Genomic DNA, 21,607 nt, shown 5'->3' with positions numbered 1-21,607 from the left:
GAACCATGTCGACCACCACCGCTGCCCCGGCGCTCGCGACCGAGAAGACCGCGAAGCCGCCGAACCCCGCCCGCATCCGGCGCCGCAGGCGGCTCGCCCAGTGGGGCTTCATCGCCCCCGCCGTGATCTTCATGGCGCTGTTCTTCGGCTACCCGCTCGTCCGCAACATCGTGATGAGCTTCCAGGACTACTCGCCGTCCACGTTCTTCACGGGCAAGTCCCCGTTCAACGGGACGGACAACTGGAGCAAGGTCTTCAACGACGAGCTCTTCGGCAAGGCGCTGTGGCACACGATCCTGTTCACGATCGGCTCGCTGATCGGACAGTTCTGCATCGGCCTCGGCCTCGCCGTCTTCTTCAACCGGCGCTTCCCCCTGAACGGCGTGCTGCGGTCGCTCATCCTGCTGCCGTGGCTGGTGCCGATGGTCGTCTCGGGCGTCGTCTGGCGGCGCATCCTCGACCAGGACACCGGTGTCCTCAACTCGTTCCTCGGCACCCTCGGCCTCGGCGGCGACACCCCGTGGCTGACCAGCACGAGCATGGCGCTGATCTCGGTGATCCTGGTGAACATCTGGATCGGCATTCCGTTCAACATGGTGATCCTCTACGGCGGCATCCAGGAGGTCCCCAAGGAGCTGTACGAGGCCGCCTCGCTGGACGGCGCCTCCGCCTGGCGGACGTTCCGCTCGATCACGCTGCCGATGCTGCGGCCGGTGATCACCGTCGTCCTGGTGCTCGGCTTCATGTCGACGGTCAAGATCCTCGATCTGATCCTGGCGCTCACCGACGGCGGTCCCGCGGACTCCACGCAGACCCTCGGCACCCTCACGTACCAGAACTCCTTCGTCCAGCTGGACTTCGGAGCCGGTGCCGTGGTCGGCAACATCCTGATCCTGATCTCCGCCGTCTTCGCGGTGTTCTACCTGCGGGCCAACCGCAACGAGGGGAAGTGACCGGCATGGCGAACACCGTGCGTACCCCCGCCGCGCCCACGCGGACCAACGGCCGGCCGAAGCGGCGCTGGGGCGCCATGGTCTTCGGTGTCCTGGTGCTGTGCGTGATGCTGTTCCCGCTGTACTGGATGGTGAACACCGCGCTCCAGCCCGAGTCCGGGCTGCTGGAGGTCGACCCCGTCCCGCACGGCCTGGACCTGTCGGGCTTCCGCTCGGCGCTCACCGACCAGGGCGGCAATCTGCTGACCTCGCTCGCGGTGGCGCTCGGCGCGGTCGTCATCTGCCTGGCGATCTCGGCGCCCGCCGCCTACGGGCTGGCGCAGTTCAAGCTGCGCGGCACCCGTACGATCGTCTTCGGCACGCTGATCACCCAGATGGTGCCGGGCATCGTCATCGCCAACGCCCTGTACAGCGCGTACGTGGACCTCGGCCTGGTCAACTCGTACGCCGGTCTGATGCTGGCCGACGCCTCGCTCGGCATCCCCTTCGCGATCGTGCTGATGCGGTCGTTCATGGTGGCGATCCCGCGCGAGGTCATCGAGGCCGCCGAGGTCGACGGGGCCGGACGGTTCCGGACGTTCGTGCAGGTCGTGCTGCCGATGAGCCGCAACTCGCTGATCACGGCCGGGCTGTTCTCGTTCCTCTACGCGTGGAGCGACTTCATGTTCGCGCTGACACTGAACACCACGGACGACGTGAAGCCGATCACGCTGGGGATCTACCAGTACATCGGCGCCCACGTCGGTGACTGGGGCTCGGTGATGGCCGCTTCCGTGCTGTCCGCGGTGCCCGCGGCTGTGCTACTCGTCCTGTCGCAGAAGTACATCGCCGCCGGAATCACCGGTGGCTCGGTCAAGTAGGGGTATCCATGAGTGAGTTCCCGGTCTTCCCGCCCGGTTTCGTCTTCGGCGCGGCCACGGCCTCGTACCAGATCGAGGGCGCCGCGCACGAGGACGGCCGCGGTCCGTCCATCTGGGACACGTACAGCCACACGCCCGGGAAGACGGACGGCGGCGACACGGGTGACGTCGCCTGCGACCACTACCACCGGTACCGCGAGGACGTGGCGCTGCTGCGGGAGCTGGGGGTCGGTTCGTACCGCTTCTCGATCGCCTGGTCGCGCATCCTGCCGGAGGGCTCCGGCGCGGTGAACCCGAAGGGGCTGGACTTCTACTCCCGGCTGGTGGACGAGCTCCTGGAGGCGGGCATCGAGCCGGCCGCCACCCTCTACCACTGGGACCTGCCGCAGGCCCTGGAGGACCGGGGCGGCTGGCGGGTACGGGAGACGGCCGAGCGGTTCGGCGAGTACACCGCGGTCGTCGCGGAGCACCTGGCCGACCGGGTGCCGCGCTGGATCACCCTCAACGAGCCGTGGTGCAGCGCCTTCCTCGGCTACTCCGTGGGCCGGCACGCGCCCGGCGCGAAGGAGGGGCGCGGTGCCCTGGCCGCCGCGCACCACCTGCTCGTCGGCCACGGCCTGGCGATGAAGGCGCTGCGGGCGGCGGGGGTCCGCGAGGCGGGCATCACGCTGAACCTGGACCGCAATGTCCCGGCCGCCCCGACGGACGCCGACCGGGCCGCGGTGGTCCGCGCGGACACCCAGCACAACCTGGTGTGGACGGAGCCGATACTCGCGGGCCGCTACCCGGCCGGCGAGGAGGACACCTGGGGCGAGCTGATCACCGGGCAGGACTTCCGGCGCGACGGCGACCTGGACCTGATCTCCCAGCCCCTGGACTTCCTGGGCATCAACTACTACCGCCCGATCGTGGTGGCCGACGCCCCGCACCGCGAGCCGGACCCGGCGCTGCGGGTCGCCACGGACAACCGGTACGCGGAGGGGCAGTACCCGGACGTGCGGCGGACGGCGATGGGCTGGCCGGTCGTGCCGGAGTCCTTCACCGATCTGCTGACCGCGCTGAAGGACACCTACGGGGACGCGCTGCCGCCGGTGCACATCACGGAGAACGGCTCGGCGGAGTTCGACACCGTGGAGCCGGACGGCGCGGTGCGGGACGCGGACCGGGTGGAGTACCTGCGTACGCACTTGGCGGCGCTGCGCTCCGCGATGGACGCGGGCGTCGATGTGCGGGGCTACTACGTGTGGTCGCTGCTCGACAACTTCGAGTGGGCGCTCGGGTACGCGAAGCGGTTCGGCATCGTCCGGGTCGACTACGACACCCTGGAGCGCACCCCGAAGGACAGCTACCGCTGGTATCAGGCGCTGATCGCGGCGCACCGGGCCTGAGCGACACGACGAAACGCCCTGTCCACCGCAGCATGCGGTGGACAGGGCGTTTCGTCGTACGGGTGGCCGGTCAGGCGCGTCGTCGGGCCCACATCGGGCTGATGAAGGCGATGAGCACGGCGGCGACACCGATCTGGAAGATGTGGCGGATCCAGTCGATGCCCCCGGTGTCACGCACACCGAAGGCGGTGGCGAGGGCGTTGCCGGCGATGGCGCCGACGATGCCGAGCAGGACGGTCAGCCACAGGGGAATGGGCTGACGGCCGGGGACGACCAGCTTGGCCAGCAGGCCGATGATGAGTCCCGCGATGATGGCCCACAGAAATGACACGACAACTCCTCTTCTACCGCTGTCCGACTGGTTTCGGGAAGCTGACTTCCGCCTGCCCGGCATGCACGGGTGTACGCATGCCGCTGCGGACAAAGGCCGGCCGGAGGTCTCGCGGTGTCCGCATACCGGGGCGAAGACGATGCATTGGCCTCATTTCGACAAACCCTTGGAGACGTGAGGGAGTCGTGAAAGGATCACCCTCAAATTCCGTGGCGTGTCCCCGTATCCCGCGGCGCGTCACGCCTCGTCCCACCATCCATGGAGAACACACGTGGCCAAGAACTCTGGCCGTCGGCCCGGACGGGCTGTCACCCGTCTCGCCACCGCCGCGATAACCGCGGCCCTGGTCGCCACCGGCGCTGCCGCCACTTCCGCCTCCGCCGCCGACATCGGTGACGCGCCCATGTACGGCCTGACGGGCATCACCAGCTCGGGCACCGCGTACCACTACGCACCCATCGGCGACGGCACCCTTTCGCCGCGCGTCGAGTTCGACACCGGCATGACGGGCCTCGCGTTCGTCGGCCAGGTGGACCACAACGCGGACAACGTCGCGGACGGCCGCTGGCAGCTCGGCACCTCGGGCAACATCTGGTATTACGCCGACAACTCCGCTGCGGTGAAGGTCGGTTATGGCTGGGACACCTACAACACCGTTGTCTCGGTAGGCCAGTTCGGCGGCGCCGAGGCCGGCGACCTGCTCGCCCGCGACGGCAAGGGCGACCTCTACCTGTACCTGGGCTACGGCGACGGCAAGGTCACCAAGCGCATCAAGGTCGGCTACGGCTGGGACACCTACACCCAGATCGCCGGCAACGGCGACCTGAACGGCGACGGCAAGAACGACGTCGTCGCCCGCGACAAGGCCGGCGTCCTGTGGCTGTACAAGGGCACCGGCAACCAGAACGCCCCGTACGCCAAGCGCACCAAGATCGGCAGCGGCTGGAACCAGTACAACACCCTCTTCGCCGCCGGTGACCTGACCATGGACGGCCGGACCGACCTGGTCGCCCGCAACGCCAAGGGTGAGCTGTACCTGTACGAGGGCACCGGCGACGGAGCCGCCCCGTACAAGGCGAAGGCCCTCATCGGCGCGTCGGGCTGGAACTCGTACCGCCTCTTCTTCTGAGCCGGTCACAGAAGTTACAGCGGTTACACAGTCATGACGAAACGTGAAGGTTTCACGTACGAAACCGTGACACGATTCCCGTGAATCGGTGGCCCGCCGCCAACGTGCGGCGGGCCACTCCCACTTCACGATCCATGGAGTACTTGTGGCCAAAACCACTGGCCGGCACCACATGCGCATAGCCGCTCGCGCGGCAGCCGCGGCGCTCACCGCCGCCCTCGTCGCCACCGGCACGTCCGCCGTGGCCGCCGACGCCCCGCAGCCTTCGCTCGGTGCCTCGGCAGACCAGCCGGCGGCGGCTCCCGCAGCGGCCGCCGCGGCCGGCAACCCGCACTTCTCGCTCTACGCCGTCAACTCCGCGGGCATCGCGTACGCGTACGGCCCGAACGGCAAGGGCGGCCTCACCGCCCGCAAGCAGTACGGCAAGGGCTGGACCGGCGTCTCCGCGATGATGCAGGTCGACCACCAGAACGATGGTGACAGCGACGGCCTCTGGTTCCGTGAGGACAACGGAAACATGGGCTACCTGAAGTTCGACTCGTCGGCCGTCAAGATCGGCTACGGGTGGAACATCTACAGCAAGATCGTCTCCCCCGGCCAGATCGGTGGAGCCGCCGCCGGTGACATCCTCACCGTCGACACCAAGGGCGACCTGTACGTCTACCTCGGCTACGGCAACGGCAAGGTCACCAAGCGCATCAAGGCCGGTTACGGCTGGAACATCTACAACACGATCGCCGGCAACGGCGACCTGAACGGCGACGGCAAGAACGACGTCGTCGCCCGCGACAAGGCCGGCGTCCTGTGGCTGTACAAGGGCACCGGCAACCAGAACGCGCCGTTCGGCAAGCGCTCCAAGATCGGCAGCGGCTGGAGCCAGTACAACCGCCTGGTCTCCACGGGTGACATCGACCTGGACGGCAAGACCGACCTCATCGCCCGCAAGGGCGGCGCGCTGTACCTGTACAGCGGCACCGGCAACGCCGCGACCCCGTACAAGGCCAAGAAGCTGATCGGCACGAGCGGCTGGGACAGCTACAAGTTCCTGTTCTGATCCCACCCGTAGGGCTCGCGTAGTTCCTTCGGAACATGAGAGAGGGCCGCACCCCCGTCACCGGGGATGCGGCCCTCTCGCCGTACTGCCGCCGATCCCTACTTGCGGATCAGGCTGCGGAGCACGTACTGCAGGATGCCGCCGTTGCGGTAGTAGTCCGCCTCACCGGGGGTGTCGATGCGGACGACACCGTCGAACTCGACGCCGGTGTCGGTGGTGACCTTGACCGTACGCGGGGTCGTGCCGTCGTTCAGTTCGGTGACGCCGGTGACGGAGAAGGTCTCCTCGCCGGTGAGGCCGAGGGTCTCGGCGGTCTGGCCCTCCGGGAACTGGAGCGGCAGGACGCCCATGCCGATGAGGTTCGAGCGGTGGATGCGCTCGTAGGACTCGGCGATGACGGCCTTGACGCCGAGGAGCGCGGTGCCCTTGGCGGCCCAGTCGCGGGACGAGCCGGAGCCGTACTCCTTGCCGGCCAGGATGACCAGCGGGGTGCCGGCGGCCTGGTAGTTCTGCGAGGCGTCGTAGATGAACGACACCGGACCGCCGTCCTGGGTGAAGTCGCGGGTGAAGCCGCCCTCGGTGCCCGGCGCGATCTGGTTGCGCAGGCGGATGTTGGCGAACGTGCCGCGGATCATGACCTCGTGGTTGCCACGGCGCGAGCCGTAGGAGTTGAAGTCACGGCGCTCGATGCCGTGCTCCGTGAGGTACTGGCCGGCCGGGGTGTCGGCCTTGATCGCACCGGCCGGGGAGATGTGGTCGGTGGTGACCGAGTCGCCGAGCTTGGCCAGGACCCGGGCGCCGGTGATGTCCTCGACCGGCGAGGTCTCCATGGTCATGCCCTCGAAGTACGGGGGCTTGCGCACGTAGGTGGACTCGGAGTCCCACTCGAAGGTGTTGCCGGTCGGGATGGACAGCGCCTGCCACTGGGCGTCGCCCGCGAAGACGTCCTGGTAGGACTTGTTGAACATGTCCTCGCCGATGGCGTTCGCCACGACGTCGTTGACCTCGGCCTCGGAGGGCCAGATGTCCGCGAGGTGGACGGGCTTGCCGTCCTGGTCGACGCCGAGCGCGTCCTTGGTGATGTCGACCTTCATCGAACCGGCGATGGCGTACGCGACGACCAGCGGCGGGGACGCCAGGTAGTTCATCTTGACGTCGGGGTTGATCCGGCCCTCGAAGTTGCGGTTGCCGGAGAGCACCGAGGTCACGGCCAGGTCGTGCTCGTTGACCGCCTTGGAGACCTCCTCCGGCAGCGGGCCGGAGTTGCCGATGCAGGTGGTGCAGCCGTAGCCGACGAGGTTGAAGCCGACCTTGTCGAGGTACGGGGTCAGGCCCGCCTTGTCGAAGTAGTCGGTGACGACCTTGGAGCCCGGGGCGAGGGTGGTCTTGACCCACGGCTTGCGGGTCAGGCCCTTCTCGACCGCCTTCTTGGCCACGAGCGCCGCGGCGACCATGACGTACGGGTTCGAGGTGTTGGTGCAGGAGGTGATCGCGGCGACGGTGACGGCGCCGTGGTCCAGCTCGTACGTGGAGCCGTCGGGAGCGGTGACAGTGACCGGGTTCGTCGGGCCTGCGGCGCCGATGGCCGGGGAGTCGGAGGCCGGGAAGGACTCCTTGCCCGCCTCGTCGACGCAGTCCACGTAGTTGCGGACGTCCTGGGCGAACTGGGCCTTGGCGTTGGCGAGGACGATGCGGTCCTGCGGGCGCTTCGGGCCGGCGATGGAGGGGACGACCGTGGAGAGGTCGAGCTCCAGCTTCTCGGAGAAGTCCGGCTCGGCGGCCGGGTCCAGCCAGAGGCCCTGCTCCTTGGCGTACGCCTCGACCAGGGCGACCTGCTGGGCGTCGCGGCCGGTCAGGCGCAGGTAGTTGAGGGTCTCGTCGTCGATCGGGAAGATCGCGGCGGTGGAGCCGAACTCCGGCGACATGTTGCCGATGGTGGCGCGGTTGGCGAGCGAGGTGGCGGCGACACCCTCACCGTAGAACTCCACGAACTTGCCGACGACGCCGTGCTTGCGGAGCATCTCGGTGATGGTCAGCACGAGGTCGGTGGCGGTGGTGCCGGCCGGGAGCTCGCCGGTCAGCTTGAAGCCGACGACGCGCGGGATGAGCATGGAGACCGGCTGGCCGAGCATCGCGGCCTCGGCCTCGATGCCGCCGACGCCCCAGCCCAGCACACCGAGGCCGTTGACCATGGTGGTGTGCGAGTCGGTGCCGACGAGGGTGTCGGGGTACGCCTGGCCGTTGCGGACCATGACCGTACGGGCCAGGTGCTCGATGTTGACCTGGTGGACGATGCCGGTGCCCGGCGGGACGACCTTGAACTCGCTGAACGCGGTCTGGCCCCAGCGCAGGAACTGGTAGCGCTCCTTGTTGCGGCCGTACTCCAGCTCGACGTTCTGGCCGAAGGCTTCCTTCGTACCGAACTTGTCGGCGATGACGGAGTGGTCGATGACCAGCTCGGCCGGGGCGAGCGGGTTGATCCGCTCCGGGTCGCCGCCGAGCTCCTTGACGGCCTCACGCATGGTCGCGAGGTCCACGACGCAGGGCACACCGGTGAAGTCCTGCATGATCACGCGGGCCGGCGTGAACTGGATCTCCTGGCTGGGCTGGGCCTGGGAGTCCCAGCCGCCGAGCGCGCGGATGTGGTCGGCGGTGATGTTCGCGCCGTCCTCCGTGCGGAGCAGATTCTCCAGCAGCACCTTCAGGCTGTAAGGGAGGCGCGCGGAGCCCTCGACCTTGTCCAGCTTGAAGATCTCGTACGACTCGTCGCCCACGCGCAGCGTGCTGCGGGCGTCGAAGCTGTTCGCCGACACGACAGTCTCCTTCATCAATGTGCGCGTAACTCCGCGCCGCGCCTCACCACGGCGGGCGCCGCGTGGTGCCGCCTCGGACCACCGGGCCATCCGCTAAGGTAAGGATTGGTTAGGTAACCCTTACCTGCGGGCGGCCCGCTGTGCACCTTCGGCATATATCTCGATGTCGAGATAACTCTAGTACATGACCGCGGAAGGGTCATGTCCGGGCGCCCCCCGGCGGCGGCGTGGCGCGCGTGCGGCGGCGGATCAGCTCCTTGCTCTCCTCGGGCAGCGCGTCCGCCGCCGCGAGGAGCGGCAGCAGCTCCGGCTCCAGGGTCATGGCCCGGAACTCCAGCGCGACGGTCACCTCGTGGGCGGGCCGGCGCACGATCTCCAGCCGGTCGCCGGAGCGGATCTCGCCGGGCTCGACCACCCGGAGGTACGCGCCGGGCAGGGCCGCCCGGGTGAACCGCTTGATCCAGCCGTCCCGCTCCAGCCAGCCCTGGAACGTCGCGCAGGGTATCCGCGCGCAGGACACCTCCAGGACGACGTCGGGCCCGATCCGCCACCGCTCCCCGATCAGGGCACCGTTGACGTCCACGCCGTGGGTGGTCAGGTTCTCGCCGAACACCCCGTTGGCGAGCGGCCGGCCCAGCTCGGCCTCCCAGCCGTCGAGGTCCTCGCGCGCGTAGGCGTAGACGGCCTGGTCGGCGCCGCCGTGGTTCTTCACGTCGTAGACGCGGTCACCGGACAGACCGACGGCGCCGGTGCCCTTGGGCCCCGGGGCGGTCACCGCGACCGGCCCGTCGACGGGCCGCTTGTCGATGCCGGTCGCGCTGATCCCCTTCCAGGGATTGGGGCGGGGGCGGCCGATGTTGACGGAGAGTGCGTACATGAGGCGGGACCCTAGGGACGAAGGGGTGCGGGCGCGAGGGAATTTGCGCACTCTCCTCCACCCGTCCGCCGCCTCCGGCACACCACTCTCACCCGAACGGCACACCCCCACGCAATTGCGATCTCATATCTGAGATAGCCTTTCGCCATGTCAGATGACTACCTCGTACGTATCGGCAAGCTCATCCGTGACGCCCGTCAGCACCGGGGCTGGACACAGAGCCAGCTGGCCGAGGCGCTCGGCACCAGCCAGAGCGCGGTGAACCGCATCGAGCGCGGCAATCAAAACATCAGCCTTGAGATGATCGCCCGCATCGGTGAAGCACTCGACAGCGAAATCGTCTCGCTCGGCTACGCCGGTCCCATGCATCTGCGCGTGGTGGGCGGCCGCCGCCTCTCCGGCGCCATCGACGTCAAGACCAGCAAGAACGCCTGTGTGGCGCTGCTGTGCGCGTCGCTGCTCAACAAGGGCCGTACGGTGCTGCGCCGCGTGGCCCGCATCGAGGAGGTCTACCGCCTCCTCGAAGTGCTCAACTCCATCGGCGTGCGCGCCCGCTGGATCAACGACGGCACCGACCTGGAGATCGTGCCGCCGGCCCGGCTCGACATGGACGCGATCGACGCGGACGCCGCCCGCCGCACGCGCTCCATCATCATGTTCCTCGGCCCGCTGCTGCACCGCATGGACGCGTTCAAGCTGCCCTACGCGGGCGGCTGCGACCTCGGTACGCGCACGATCGAGCCGCACATGATCGCCCTCCGCCGCTTCGGCCTGGACATCGCCGCCACCGAGGGGATCTACCACGCCCGGGTGGACCACTCCGTCACGCCCGGCCGCCCCATCGTGCTGACCGAGCGCGGCGACACGGTGACCGAGAACGCCCTGCTGGCCGCCGCCCGCCACGACGGCGCCACGGTCATCCGGAACGCCTCCTCCAACTACATGGTCCAGGACCTCTGCTTCTTCCTGGAGGCGCTGGGCGTACGCGTGGACGGCGTCGGCACGACGACCCTCACGGTGCACGGTGTGCCCGACATCGACGTGGACGTGGACTACTCCCCGTCCGAGGACCCGGTCGAGGCGATGAGCCTGCTGGCCGCCGCCGTCGTCACGGAGTCCGAGCTGACGATCCGCCGGGTGCCCATCGAGTTCCTGGAGATCGAGCTCGCGGTCCTGGAGGAGATGGGCGTCGACTGCGACCGCACCGCGGAGTACGCCGCCGACAACGGCCGCACCCGCCTGGTCGACCTGACGGTCCGCCCCTCCAAACTGGAGGCGCCGATCGACAAGATCCACCCGATGCCGTTCCCCGGCCTCAACATCGACAACGTCCCCTTCTTCGCGGCCATCGCGGCCTCGGCCCACGGCCAGACCCTGATCCACGACTGGGTCTACGACAACCGCGCCATCTACCTCACCGACCTCAACCGCCTCGGCGGCAGGCTCCAGCTCCTGGACCCCCACCGCGTCCTGGTCGAGGGCCCCACCCGCTGGCGCGCCGCCGAAATGATGTGCCCCCCGGCCCTGCGCCCGGCGGTGGTCGTCCTCCTCGCGATGATGGCGGCCGAGGGCACGTCGGTGCTGCGCAACGTGTACGTGATCAACCGCGGCTACGAGGAGCTGGCGGAGCGGCTGAACTCGGTGGGGGCGCAGATCGAGATCTTCCGGGACATCTGATATGAGGATGCCGCCGCACCCCGTCTGACCTGCCATTTGGCGGGTCAGACGGGGTGCGGCGGCACGTCTGGGATTTCTCTGGGACTTTGGGCCTGCGGCGGGCTACGAGCCACGAGCCCAGCGGACGGTCGCGGCTACGCGAAGATCGCGTCGATGGCGGCGCTTCCCCGTGCGCCGGCGCGGGGCAGGAAGTGGGAGTACTTCCGCAGCGTGAACCCAGGGTCGGAGTGCCCCAACCAACGTGCCAGGGAGACGACCGATTCGCCAGCCTCCAGTTCCTCGGAGGCGAAGAAGTGGCGCAGGGCGTGGAAGCCGTGTTCCCGGGACGGCTCCCACACGCGGACACCGTCGGTGCTGCCCTCGTCCAGCGAGGCGATCACGCCCGCCGTGGCCAGAGCGGGCTTCCACACGTAGGAGTTGAAGTAGTTCCGTTGATGGCCTTCAGCTCGCGTCCCGTGACCAGGAGGCTGTAGGTCCTCGGCCGTCGATGCTTGGCCTCCACCAGCGTCTCGGCCGGAGTCGGGTCGTCCCAGGGCAGCGTCACCGGCACCGGTGCGAACTGCTCCATGTGCTGACGGATGGCCCGGGCCACGCTGGCCGGCAGGGGCACGTCCCGGACCTTGCGCCCCTTGGGGAGCGCGAAGCACAGTTTCGCCCGCACCATCTTGACCTGCCGCCGGACGTGGACGACTTCCTTCTCGAAGTCGATGTCGTCCGCTGAGAGTCCGAGCGCCTCCCCTTGGCGGAGCCCGAGACCTGCTCCGATCACAAGGAGGATCCGGTAGCGGTCCGGCAGGGCCTCCTGTACTGCCAGCACCCGTTCAGGCGGCCACGCCTCAACCCTGCCAGCGGCTGCGGGCGGAGGCCCGACCGTGCTGGACCGGCATGGGTTGCGTCCGAGACGACGGTCCTCGACCGCAGCCTGAAGGACGCTGGAGAGCGTCGCCCAGACCAGTCGGCTCGAGGTAGGACCGAGGTCCTTCTCCAGCCGCTTCTTCCAGTGCCGCAGGACTTCCGTGCCGATGGCGTTGAGCGGCTGAGAACCCAGATGGGGAACGATGTGGCGGCGTACCCTCTGCTCGATCCGCTCGATCGTGGACGGGTCACCGCTTTGGGTGGGCCACCAGTGGGTCGCGATGTAGTCCTTGAGGGAGATGGCCCCGTCGCGGGGGTCGACGAACTCGCCTCGGCGTGCGTCGGTCTGGGCCTGGGCGAGCCAGGTCTTGGCGTCCTGAAGTACGTCGAAGGAACGGTCCTTGACGCCGGGGATGCCCTTGACGCGATAGCGGATGCACTTGCCGTACATGGCGGTACGGTCACGTTTGCCGGTCTTCGGGTTGGGGCGCTTCTTCAGCCATCGGTCTTCTATGTAGCCGGCCAGGTGGAACTCCTTGGTGATGGGGATGGAGGCAGCGCTCTACGGCGCTTGGGGTTTCAGGCGCTGAGGAAGCGGCTCGACCGCTCCTGCAGAGGGGTGTTGAGCGGGTTGAGGGCCGGGTTGGAGCGGGAGTCGGCCTGTTCCTGTTCGCGAACCCAGGCGTCGAGCACTTCGAGCCGGTACATGACGCGACCGCGGGGTCCCATACGGAAGCTCGGGGGTCCCTGGCGACGGTGGCGCCAGACGTAGAGCGTGTGGGGTGAGAGGCCGAGATAGTCGGCGGCGTCCTTCACGGTCAGGAAGGCGGCGGATGTGGCGCCTGAGGTAGCGGTCGCGGCAAGCGAAGATCGTCCAGGCATCGGTGGTTCTCTGTGAGGTAGGGGCGGAGGCAGCCCGGGTGGGTGGAAATCCAATTCCGCCCACCCGTCGCCTTGTCATGCGGCAGGAAGGGAATCGCAGACGATCCGCAACGCGGAACAGCGCTACGGACGGCACACGGCGCTCGGGGCTGGCTCACTCGCCAGGTCAGGAAGGGCGAGGGCAGCTTCGAGCCGGTCCCAAGGGATTTCATCCCGTGTCGGCTTACGAAGGCAGTGCGCGAAGCGTTCGGCGAGGCGAGGAGCGCTCATTCCGGCGCACTCGGCCACCACGAAGATGTGCGCCGCGCTTTGGTCACCGTTCTTCAGCCACGCCGCGATGCATGCGTCACGCAGAGCGGAGATATTCCTGCCGAGCGACGAGTCGGCCTCGTGCCCTTCCAGAACCGCCGCCCGCGCTTGCTTCCAGATCTTCCGGTAGACCGGGGCGGTCAGCGGTCGCCCGTCGTCGAGAACGAATATCGCGTCATCGGGGCGGAGTTCGCGCCGGACGATCTCCGCCTTCAGGAGCGCCACCAACTTCCGGCAGGCAGGAACACGCCGTTCGGCGCCCGCGCGCTCCGAATCCGTCTCGCGGCGCTCTTGTCCCTGAGGGAAAATCAGCAGCCAACCGCTGCCGTCGTCCGCGAGTTCCACGTCTCGGACACGCAGCACTAGGGCCTCCTTTGGCTGCAGCGCCGCGAGGGCAATGGACGCCAGGAAGGCCCGCAGTACGAGACCGTTCTGCGGCTGCTCGGCGGCCCAGTCCAGGATCGAAAAGCACTGCCGATCGGTCAGATGAGACGTTTTGGCGCCAACCACTGCGGCCATGTGTGAGCTCCTTGAGGTGGGGCGTGGGGGTAGGCACGGCAGTCCGGGCACCGCCTGTGAATCGCACGGCGACCGAACCTCTCCAATAGTCCGGAGGATCGCCGGTTTGGGTAACCGGCGATCCCGTGCTATGTTCCGCCGACCACGCAGACGATCTTCCGTGAGCTGCTCTAGGTTCACTTGCTTCGCCGCGCAATTCCAGTCCCTTCCGGGCTCAATGCGTCTGCCGTGAGCGAATCACCATGCCGACCCAAAATCGCTGACGCCCAGCCAGCGCGCGGTCGATTTGAACGATCCAAACGCCGGAATAGAGCAGGCGTCTTCTAAGCACCTGCTCCTTCCCGTTCAGCGATCGGGTCGGCACAGCCCGCCGTCCAGACAGCGCTTCGACACCCTGTACCGGGGTCGCCGATGGGCGACGCACGGAAGTCGTGTTCTGCTGCGGCGTCACCACCGACTACGGGTCAGGGCCGAACGTCTTACAGTCCCCCATCGCGCGCCACACACTCCTGACCGTACGGCCCGCGCCCTGGCCGGTCCCGGCAGTGTCGCCGGACGGCGTCGTCACGGCCCCACGAATAAATGGCGGACCGGGGCGGCGATGTCGCCGCGATCATCCTGGTCAACGGGGTTCGACTGTCAGACCGAGGTTTTAGTGTGGAACGGTGACTTCAGACGTCAGCAAGGTCTCAAGCGAAGAGGCAGCGCTATCTATAGAGGAGACCATCCTCGCGCAGACTGCCTGGTTCCTTCATGAGCGAGGAGACGTTCAGGCGGCAGCCCTTCTACTGGATGTTGAAGGAATCGAGTGGTCTCCCGGCAACAGGTTGGGCGACTGGATGGATGCCCGTCTTCTGGTTCCCGGATGGCTGATGGACCGGTTCTCTGAGGACTTGCTTGCGCGGATCCGGGACGCCCTCCTGCCGATCGCTGAACGGAACGGCGTCGAGGGACACTCTGTCTACGTCGGGCCAGCGCTCCCAGACGTGGCCGCGGACTGGAGGTCAGCTCTTCAGGGGCGGCTCACCGCCAACACCACAACGAACCACGCCGCGCGTGTCACCGATCCGAAACCGGAACTGCGACGCGACGGATTCGTTTTTGACTCCCGCGAGGAGGTACGGGTCTATGAGGCGCTCAAGCGCGCCCAGGCTGCCCTCCCCGCCAATGCCACCATCTCCATCTTTCCCCGCCGCTGGGACGCGTAGGAGTCGGCAACACATGGACGCCCGACTTCCTAGTCGTTCGCGAAGGCAGAGCGGGCCTGATCGAGGTCGACGGACCCCATCACCGCGGCCGACTGGCGGCTGACGGGACCAGGGATCGGCACTGGCGGAACAGCGGGTTCGTTCACATCGAACGAATCCTGGTGGAAGAAACGGCCAAGGACTCTGAGTTGGACGCCCTAGTCAGGACGTTCCTCAAGCGGCTGCGCACACATTAGCCGTCCGTACTCGACTCCGTCCCGCATGTCTCTCGGGCACTCGGAGACTGCTGGGTCCGGCCCTCCGACGGAAGGACCGGGCCCAGCGTTTGCGGCACGGTCAGCGGGCACTGCGAGACCAGGCGGGCGATGCCGAACCCGATGAGACCGGCGAAGGTAGAACCCCAAGGTGCGCGAGATGGTGGTCGCCGCCAAGGAGTCCGCGCCCATCACCGGGATCGGCTCCGCCGGGCGGGTCGTCTCAGTCGACCTGGACGCGGGGTCCCCGTGCGTCCTGATCAACGCCTCCACGGGCGGCGGCAAGTCGGTGACTCTGCGATGCATCGCCCCCCTCTTGAGCCGCAGTCCCGCGATTGGTTCCCTACGACAGGACCAGGCGCTACCGGGCGCGCCGGGTGGTGATGAGCTGGCCGTTGTGGAGGCGGTGGTTGAGGTCAAGGCCGCTGTCGAGCATCGCGAGGACATCGAGGTGGCGGTCGGCCGGCACGGTCGCCACCCGGTGGCGGTCGCGGGCCAGGCGGATGGTCGGGTGGCGCTCGCTGGGCCGTGCGACGTTGACCGGGCCGTCGGGTGTCCCTGCTACCAGCCGGGTGAGTGGTGTGGTGGCTGCGCGGTTGTCGAGGAGCTGGTTGATCGGGTCGGAGGGAGTGCGGACGTAGTCGAGGAGGTCCTGGACCTCGTAGTCGCTCGCCCCATACTGCCGTGTCCAGCCGTCGATGTGGTGCTGGGCGGTCCACTGCCGCAGGCCGGCCGACCGGTGTCCCAGGCGGGCGGCGTCGCGGCCGAGGAGGTGGGCGATGCGTCGGGAGGTGATGCCGGAGGTGAGCAGGGTCAGGGCCTGCTCGGTGTCGACGCCGTGGCGGATGTGCCAGGCAGTGTGTGTGTTGAGCCTGGGTGCGCCGGGAGGGAGCGCGGGGCTGGTGTTGACCAGGTTAATCAGGGCGCCGACGGTCCAGCTCAGGGCGTGCCCGAAGGCGGTGCTGACGTTACGTAACGCCTGTTCGAGCGCCCACCCGGCAGCGACGCCGGGCTGCCAGGAACGGGCGAGGTCGGGGATCGTGGTGCCGGAGATCCACTCGCGGAGCGCGGGGGCGATCGGGACGTCCATCGGTGTGCCGCGCGTCTCCTTGTCCTTGAAGCTCCAGGTCTTGGTGACCTCTGGGACGTGGTCGATCAGGCGGTCGAAGACCTGGTGCTCGGTGAGGAAGTCGAGGGTGCGTTGCAGCGGCCATTCTTCCGGCTCGGCGAGCTGGTCAGCCCCAGTGGCGTCGTCCACCGTGTGCCGGTCGAGCAGCACGGCCAGCTGGTTCGCGAGCCAGTCGAGGTAGCGGGACGACCCCAGGCTGGTGCCGGTGGCGGCCCACCGGCCGGCCTGGGTGGGGTCGGTGTTCTCGAACACGGTGGCGACCTTGTCCGCGAGGGTGAGCCACCGGCTGGTGTGCCGCCCGTTGCCGGTATGGGACAGGGCGAACAGTGCGTCCAGGGCGTCGAGGGGATTGCCCTGCGGCGTCGGCGAGGTGGCATGGAGCTGCAGGACGAGCCAGACGAACGAGGCGAAGTCCGCGGCGATGCCGTCCGCCAGCGCGAAGACTCCGTCAGCATTCTGTCGCAGGGTGTCCTCGGCGCCGGCGAGTTCGGCCAGCGCCTCGCCGGTCAGCAGCGCGGAGACGACGCGCAACTGCTCTGGGTCGGGGTTGAGGGAGTCGAACTCGGCGGGGCGGGGCGGGTAGGGGCGGGTCAGGAAGATCCATCCCTCACTCTCCCGGCCGGCCCGCCCGGCGCGGCCGATGGCGTTGAGAAGTTCAGCGGGCGACAGGGCGCGCTGGCCGTCGTAGGTGAGCGGGTCGCCGTCGACTTTGTGGTGCACGATGACGGTGCGCACGGGCAGGTTGACGCCGTCGGTGAGGGTGCTGGTGCTGGCGATCGCCAGGAGCTCGTCGCGGCGCAGCGCGCCCTCGACAGTGTGGAGGACGTCTTCGGGTAGGGCGCCGTGGTGGTAGGCGACGCCGTGCAGGGTGCAGCGCACCAGCGGGTGCTCCGCGCCGAGGGTGTCGGCGAGGTAGTCGGTCAGGGCTGTGGCCTCGGGTCGCTCGGGCAGGTGTTCGGCGATGGCGAGTGCCGCGTCACGGGCTGCCCGCCGGGTGCCGACGACCATTAGGACGCTGCCGTTCGCGGTGAGTTCCGCGGCGCCGGCGGCGAAGACCTGGTAGTCGGGGATCCCGCCTGGCAGACGGGTCCGCGCGTTCCACCGGCCCGCGGAGCTGGCGAAGCGCCGCGTGCCCACCTCTCCGGTAGTCAGCCGAGCGATGGCGGAGGAGGCGGTCGGCCGGACATCGAGGAGGGTCTCGACGGGCACGGTGGCGAGCACCGGCGAGGTGTGCTTCGCGGTCGGCCGTCGCTCCGTCAGCTCGGCGTGCTCCGCCATGAGGTTCGGGTACATGAGCCCGTGCATTCGGCGCGGGCCCCGCCAGGTGTCGGTGAAGTAGACCTCTCGTTCGGGGCGATGCGGGTCGAGCCACGAGGCGATGTCGCCCTTGTTGCCGACTGCCGCGGACAGCAGCACGAGTCGGATGTCGCTGCGGGCCTGCAGCAGCGTGAGGAGGCTCTCCAGCACGAAGCCGCGCCTCCCCTGGCCCAGGTGGTGGGCCTCGTCGACGACGACCAGCCCGACCTCCGCCAGTGCTTCGCCGGGGTTGTTGCGGATCATGTGCATGAGCCGCTCGGGGGTGACGATCTCCACGTCCCCGCCGTTCGGCTCGGCCGGCGAGGTCCAGGGGCCCAGCGGGAACTCCGGTTGCTCTGCGGCCAGGCGCCGCCCGAGCACGCGCAGCCGGCCCCGCAGCGTCCCGCGCATCTCCCGCCCCAGGCTGCGCATCGGGGACACGTACACCACGCGCCCGGGGCGCTGTGCCAGGTGCGAGCAGATCACCAGCTGGGCCATCAGCGTCTTGCCCGCGCTGGTCGGCACGCTGATCAGGCTTCGTGACGTCGCCGGGTCGAGCGGGTTACCACGCTCGAGCTTCAGGAGCTGGCGCTGCGGCGGCCAGAGCGTCATCACCGGCGGCTTCGACAGCGCGAAGCTCCGCGCCACTTCTGGGGGAGTTCCCGGGGGGAGCAGCTGGTACAAGCTGCTGGCCGCCATCTCCCCGCTCATCTGGAACAGGTGCGCAGCAACCCACCGCGCCAGCCGGTCACCCCGGCCCGCCCTCTCCGTCATCACATCCCGCAGCAACCGCTGCGCCGCCACCAGATCCCGCTCCTCGCCGAACCCCAGGAACTGGTACAGGCGGAAGACGGCCTTCACCACCGCCTCTGCGGGCCCGTACATGGTCCCCACCAGGGATTCGCGGCGCATCATCGCCCGCACCCCGCGCAGCTGCCGCCGCCACGCGCGCACCGCCCGGCCCAACTCCGGGCGGTCGAAACCGAGGAAGACGATGCCAGCCTCTACTGCCAGGGTGCCGATGTGCCCGCGCAGCTCACTGGTGATGTCAACGAGAGCGCGAACCTGCCGGTAGACGGCGGTAGCGTTCGGGTCCTGCTCGCTGCGCCGGTACCCGGCCTGGGCGGCGAAAGCGATCTGGAGCCGCTCAGCCTCAGGCCGGCGTTCGTCGCCCAGGGCGAGGTCCATCAGGTGGGCGCTGGCGGCAAAGGCCCGCCGTACTCGCACCGCGTCGTAGCCGGGCGTCTCCGGGTCGAGCGCGGCGAGCCCATGCAGGTACCACGCCGTGGCGAGGGTCTCGTCCTCGATCTCCCGCTCACCGCGGAACGCCGCGATCTCCAGGTCGGTGATGGCCGCCAGCAGGTCCTGTGCGCTGGGCAGCACCCCGCCCGCCCGGTGCTCGCCGAGCGCGGACGCGAGTACCTCCGGGTCTAGAGTGCGCTCCACACGTACCTCCTCACGTCCTTCGCGAAGTTTTCAAGGTCCTCGATCGCCATCACCACGCCCTGCAGCGCGCCCGGGTGGGTGTGGGTGGTGAAGTGCTGGTGCGAGCGCTCGAAGGCCGTGTCCGGGGTGTATGCCTCGTCGAGCGCGATGCTGACCCCGCCGTTCCCCGACGCCTTCGCGTCCACCCATTGCCGAGCCATTGAGGCGACGAACTCCCGGGTGTCGGGGGCCAGCTCCCGGCCTCCCCACGAGATCTGACCCAGGTACCGCGCCCCCCAGGTGTTCAACTGCTGCCATGCCTTACGGATCGTGTCGCTCGGCTTCGTCTTTTCCGCGGTGAATTTCTTCATCTCCCACAACCGGAAGACGAACCCCAGCTCGCTGCCGGGCACTCGGTGGATCACCAGCCCGTCCGGCCCGCTGTCTGTCACTGTCGATGAGGGCGGGTCCAGGATCTCCACGCTGCGCCCCGGCTCGGGGGGAAGGTCGCGGGTGGAGAGGTACCAGAGCCACTCGCCCACGTAGCCGGTGACGCCGGTGGGGTCGTTGGCCTCGAATACCGGGTCGGCGTAGAGCAGGACGTGCGCGCGATCGGGGCCGGTCAGCGGGGTGCCGGCCAGGGCACTGTCGCGCCAGAGCCGGTATGCGAGGTCGTCCAGGTCGGTGCGGGCTCGCATGATCTCGTCGGCGATGATCCAGGCTGCCGCATCACGGTCCTCGGGCTCCGGCCCGATGGTTACCACCAAGTCCCACGGGCACACCTGTCCGATGCCGCGGCTCTCCCGCTGAGTGAAGTCCACGAGGCGGCCTCCGGCGGCCCGGGCGCGCTCCATAGCCTGCAGTGCGGGTATCGACACCCGTCCCCACCCCCGCTCCTGACTCGGTGCCCTGCCCTGCGGCAACACGGATCACCCTACCCAGCATGATCTGGTCTGTGAGGGGGCTTCTGCATGAGCGTGGCCGTGGGCCTGCTGCGGGCGCGGCTGTCCGGGAGCCGGGCTCGCGTGGCAGCGGACCTGGGCGCGGGCGGCCACTGGCCGTACGGCACAGCGACTGAACGGCCATGATCGGTGATGGCTACCCCCCCCCGAGGCTGCTATATCAAGTCAAGCTGCCTGGGGAAGATCTTCGGCGGTGGCTGGAGGCGTGGGCTGGTCTCCTCGTTCGAGGAGCTTGAAGAGCTGTCGGCAGATTGCGCGCTTGAGGCAGCGTTGGGCGTCCCTCGCTGTCTTTCCCTCGCTGATTCGCCGGGCCACGTAGGCATGGGTGATGGGGTCGAGGCGGATACGGATCAAGGTGATCGTATGGAGTGCCCGGTTGAGCTGCCGGTCGCCGCTGCGGTTGATCCTGTGCCGGTTGGTCAGTCCTGACGACGCAGGGATTGGAGCGACCCCGGCGAAGGCCGCGAACGCTGCCTCGGACCGGAAGCGGCCGGAGTGCGACCAGCTGATCAGGATTTGAGTAGCGCTGATGGGACCGATCCCCTGCAGGGCCAGGAGCTCGGGGGCGACGGTGCGAACGAGAGTGAGGATTTCCAGTTCGAGCTCCTTCGCCTCAGCACGCAGGGCTTCGATCCGCTGAGCGGCGCTTCGCAAGGCACGAACGGTCATGCGGTGTTCGATGTCCTGGGCAGGCCGGTCTCGCCACCTTGCGCAGTGAGCGATCTGGTCCTTGCTCTTCATACCTCGCAGTTCGACGCGGACCTCGTCGGGCGCCGAGACGATCAGCGCTTTGAGCAGGTTGATTGCGGCCGTGGAAGCCAAGACCGCGCTCTGCCTGGTGGTCAGAAGGACGCGAAGCGCTTCACGTTCACCGCGGCGTCGTGGGTGGATGAGGTGTTCGGTCGCGAGAGCCTCTCTGGCTGCGCGGACGGCGTCGAGCATGTCGGTCTTGCGTCCGCCTCGGATAGCCGGACGCTTGGGCCGACACACCTCGACGACACTTTCGCCGCTCTCGTCGAGGAAGGCAGTAAGCCCGGCGCCGTAGGAGCCTGTCCCCTCCAGCACCCAACAGCGCCGGCCGGGAACGTGCTGGCGGGCGAAGTCCAGCAGCTGCTGATAGCCCCGGGCGTTGGCGGGTGAATCCGTGCTGGCCAGGAGGGCGCCGATAGGGCTGACGGCCGCTGCGGCAAGAGTGTCTCGGTGCGTGTCGACGCCGATGACGCCGTCGACCTGTTCTGCGAGCATGGTCACGCGGTTGTTCTCCTTCAAGGGCTGGACGACCGTGGTCGGCGTCGGCCTGGGTGGAGTCACCGCGTGGCAGAACTGTGATGAGTCACGTCGAGATGGCGGACAAGCTGCTGATCAAGCCAACGGGGTGTGCCAGGCCGACGTCGACGTCCGGCAGACATCTCGGGGGCACGGCAAGCTCTGACGAGCCGCCAGTTACCGTTTCGGGTCATGCCGGAACGCCAACGCCAGCCTGGCAGCAACCCAACCCGGGCCGCAGGTCGACTATCACAGTTACCTTTTTCGTGGCTCCGCAATGGGGCCTCCGGCCTTCGGGTCCGGCATGACTTCCCCCCTTGTTGTTCATGACAATGCCGTTGCTTTTGGGGCTACTGCCATCTGTGGTTCAGGGCGATGGTGACGGCTGGGCGGTGCTGGCTGGCGGGTTCGTCGGATGCC

At 68.5% G+C, this 21,607-nt stretch carries 17 protein-coding genes; 7 read left to right on the top strand and 10 right to left on the bottom strand.

The genetic code is table 11. The features are described 5' to 3' along the window. The first annotated feature begins 5 nt into the window (after nucleotides 1-5). The 3 genes from ABZ565_RS17700 to ABZ565_RS17690 are packed head-to-tail and all read left to right on the top strand — an operon-like array spanning nucleotide 6 to nucleotide 3,201. Nucleotides 6-953: a sugar ABC transporter permease gene (locus tag ABZ565_RS17700; RefSeq protein WP_361027060.1), complete on the top strand. Its 948-nt coding sequence runs from the start codon at nucleotides 6-8 to the stop codon at nucleotides 951-953. Nucleotides 954-958: 5 nt separating this feature from the next. Beyond that, nucleotides 959-1,813 (top strand): carbohydrate ABC transporter permease, encoded by an 855-nt coding sequence (locus tag ABZ565_RS17695; RefSeq protein ID WP_361027057.1) that lies wholly within the window; start codon nucleotides 959-961, stop codon nucleotides 1,811-1,813. Nucleotides 1,814-1,821: 8 nt separating this feature from the next. Further along, nucleotides 1,822-3,201, top strand: a complete 1,380-nt coding sequence (locus tag ABZ565_RS17690; RefSeq protein ID WP_361027054.1) for a GH1 family beta-glucosidase — start codon at nucleotides 1,822-1,824, stop codon at nucleotides 3,199-3,201. 70 nt (nucleotides 3,202-3,271) lie between these two features. Here ABZ565_RS17690 and ABZ565_RS17685 read toward each other — a convergent pair whose 3' ends face one another. Further along, nucleotides 3,272-3,532, bottom strand: a complete 261-nt coding sequence (locus tag ABZ565_RS17685) for a GlsB/YeaQ/YmgE family stress response membrane protein (RefSeq protein ID WP_073966161.1) — start codon at nucleotides 3,530-3,532, stop codon at nucleotides 3,272-3,274. Between the two features lie 271 nt (nucleotides 3,533-3,803). Between ABZ565_RS17685 and ABZ565_RS17680 the strand changes: the two genes are divergently transcribed. After that, complete coding sequence (locus ABZ565_RS17680; RefSeq protein ID WP_361027051.1) at nucleotides 3,804-4,661, top strand: VCBS repeat-containing protein; 858 nt, start codon at nucleotides 3,804-3,806, stop codon at nucleotides 4,659-4,661. A gap of 172 nt (nucleotides 4,662-4,833) precedes the next feature. Then, a complete protein-coding gene (locus ABZ565_RS17675) occupies nucleotides 4,834-5,715 on the top strand; it encodes a VCBS repeat-containing protein (RefSeq protein WP_361027499.1) in 882 nt (293 codons plus the stop codon). A gap of 98 nt (nucleotides 5,716-5,813) precedes the next feature. Here ABZ565_RS17675 and acnA read toward each other — a convergent pair whose 3' ends face one another. Together acnA and ABZ565_RS17665 are read right to left on the bottom strand one after the other, a co-directional pair. Then, nucleotides 5,814-8,528 (bottom strand): aconitate hydratase AcnA, encoded by a 2,715-nt coding sequence (gene acnA, locus ABZ565_RS17670; RefSeq protein WP_361027048.1) that lies wholly within the window; start codon nucleotides 8,526-8,528, stop codon nucleotides 5,814-5,816. A gap of 199 nt (nucleotides 8,529-8,727) precedes the next feature. Then, nucleotides 8,728-9,405 carry an MOSC domain-containing protein gene (locus ABZ565_RS17665; RefSeq protein WP_361027045.1) on the bottom strand — a complete coding sequence of 226 codons (678 nt, stop codon included), beginning with the start codon at nucleotides 9,403-9,405 and terminating at the stop codon, nucleotides 8,728-8,730. 147 nt (nucleotides 9,406-9,552) lie between these two features. Here ABZ565_RS17665 and ABZ565_RS17660 point away from each other — a divergent pair, with 147 nt between their 5' ends. Beyond that, a complete protein-coding gene (locus ABZ565_RS17660; RefSeq protein ID WP_361027042.1) occupies nucleotides 9,553-11,082 on the top strand; it encodes a UDP-N-acetylglucosamine 1-carboxyvinyltransferase in 1,530 nt (509 codons plus the stop codon). 134 nt (nucleotides 11,083-11,216) lie between these two features. Here ABZ565_RS17660 and ABZ565_RS17655 read toward each other — a convergent pair whose 3' ends face one another. From ABZ565_RS17655 to ABZ565_RS17640, 4 genes are all read right to left on the bottom strand, one after another. Continuing rightward, a complete protein-coding gene (locus tag ABZ565_RS17655) occupies nucleotides 11,217-11,492 on the bottom strand; it encodes a hypothetical protein (RefSeq protein WP_361027039.1) in 276 nt (91 codons plus the stop codon). Further along, nucleotides 11,459-12,388, bottom strand: a complete 930-nt coding sequence (locus ABZ565_RS17650) for a tyrosine-type recombinase/integrase (RefSeq protein ID WP_361027036.1) — start codon at nucleotides 12,386-12,388, stop codon at nucleotides 11,459-11,461. Before ABZ565_RS17650 ends, ABZ565_RS17655 begins: the two co-directional genes overlap by 34 nt. A gap of 128 nt (nucleotides 12,389-12,516) precedes the next feature. Next, entirely contained in the window at nucleotides 12,517-12,819 is a 303-nt protein-coding gene (locus ABZ565_RS17645) for a helix-turn-helix domain-containing protein (RefSeq protein ID WP_361027033.1), read from the bottom strand. Nucleotides 12,820-12,942: 123 nt separating this feature from the next. After that, the gene (locus ABZ565_RS17640) at nucleotides 12,943-13,647 is read right to left on the bottom strand and encodes a hypothetical protein (protein ID WP_361027030.1); all 705 of its coding nucleotides are present in this window, start codon (nucleotides 13,645-13,647) and stop codon (nucleotides 12,943-12,945) included. Between the two features lie 665 nt (nucleotides 13,648-14,312). Between ABZ565_RS17640 and ABZ565_RS17635 the strand changes: the two genes are divergently transcribed. Continuing rightward, nucleotides 14,313-14,855 carry a hypothetical protein gene (locus tag ABZ565_RS17635; RefSeq protein ID WP_361027027.1) on the top strand — a complete coding sequence of 181 codons (543 nt, stop codon included), beginning with the start codon at nucleotides 14,313-14,315 and terminating at the stop codon, nucleotides 14,853-14,855. Between the two features lie 615 nt (nucleotides 14,856-15,470). On the opposite strand, the gene ABZ565_RS17630 is transcribed toward ABZ565_RS17635, so the two are convergent. The 3 genes from ABZ565_RS17630 to ABZ565_RS17620 all read right to left on the bottom strand — a co-directional run bounded on the left by ABZ565_RS17630 (nucleotide 15,471) and on the right by ABZ565_RS17620 (nucleotide 21,166). Beyond that, a complete protein-coding gene (locus ABZ565_RS17630; protein ID WP_361027024.1) occupies nucleotides 15,471-18,980 on the bottom strand; it encodes a DEAD/DEAH box helicase in 3,510 nt (1,169 codons plus the stop codon). Next, entirely contained in the window at nucleotides 18,965-19,837 is an 873-nt protein-coding gene (locus ABZ565_RS17625) for a hypothetical protein (protein ID WP_361027021.1), read from the bottom strand. Before ABZ565_RS17625 ends, ABZ565_RS17630 begins: the two co-directional genes overlap by 16 nt. Nucleotides 19,838-20,086: 249 nt before the next feature. Continuing rightward, nucleotides 20,087-21,166: an IS110 family transposase gene (locus ABZ565_RS17620; protein ID WP_361027496.1), complete on the bottom strand. Its 1,080-nt coding sequence runs from the start codon at nucleotides 21,164-21,166 to the stop codon at nucleotides 20,087-20,089. Between the last annotated feature and the right edge of the window lie 441 nt (nucleotides 21,167-21,607).

The organism is Streptomyces sp. NPDC016469 (genome assembly GCF_040632905.1).
Taxonomy (GTDB): domain Bacteria; phylum Actinomycetota; class Actinomycetes; order Streptomycetales; family Streptomycetaceae; genus Streptomyces.
This window is presented reverse-complemented; position numbering and strand designations above follow the sequence as displayed.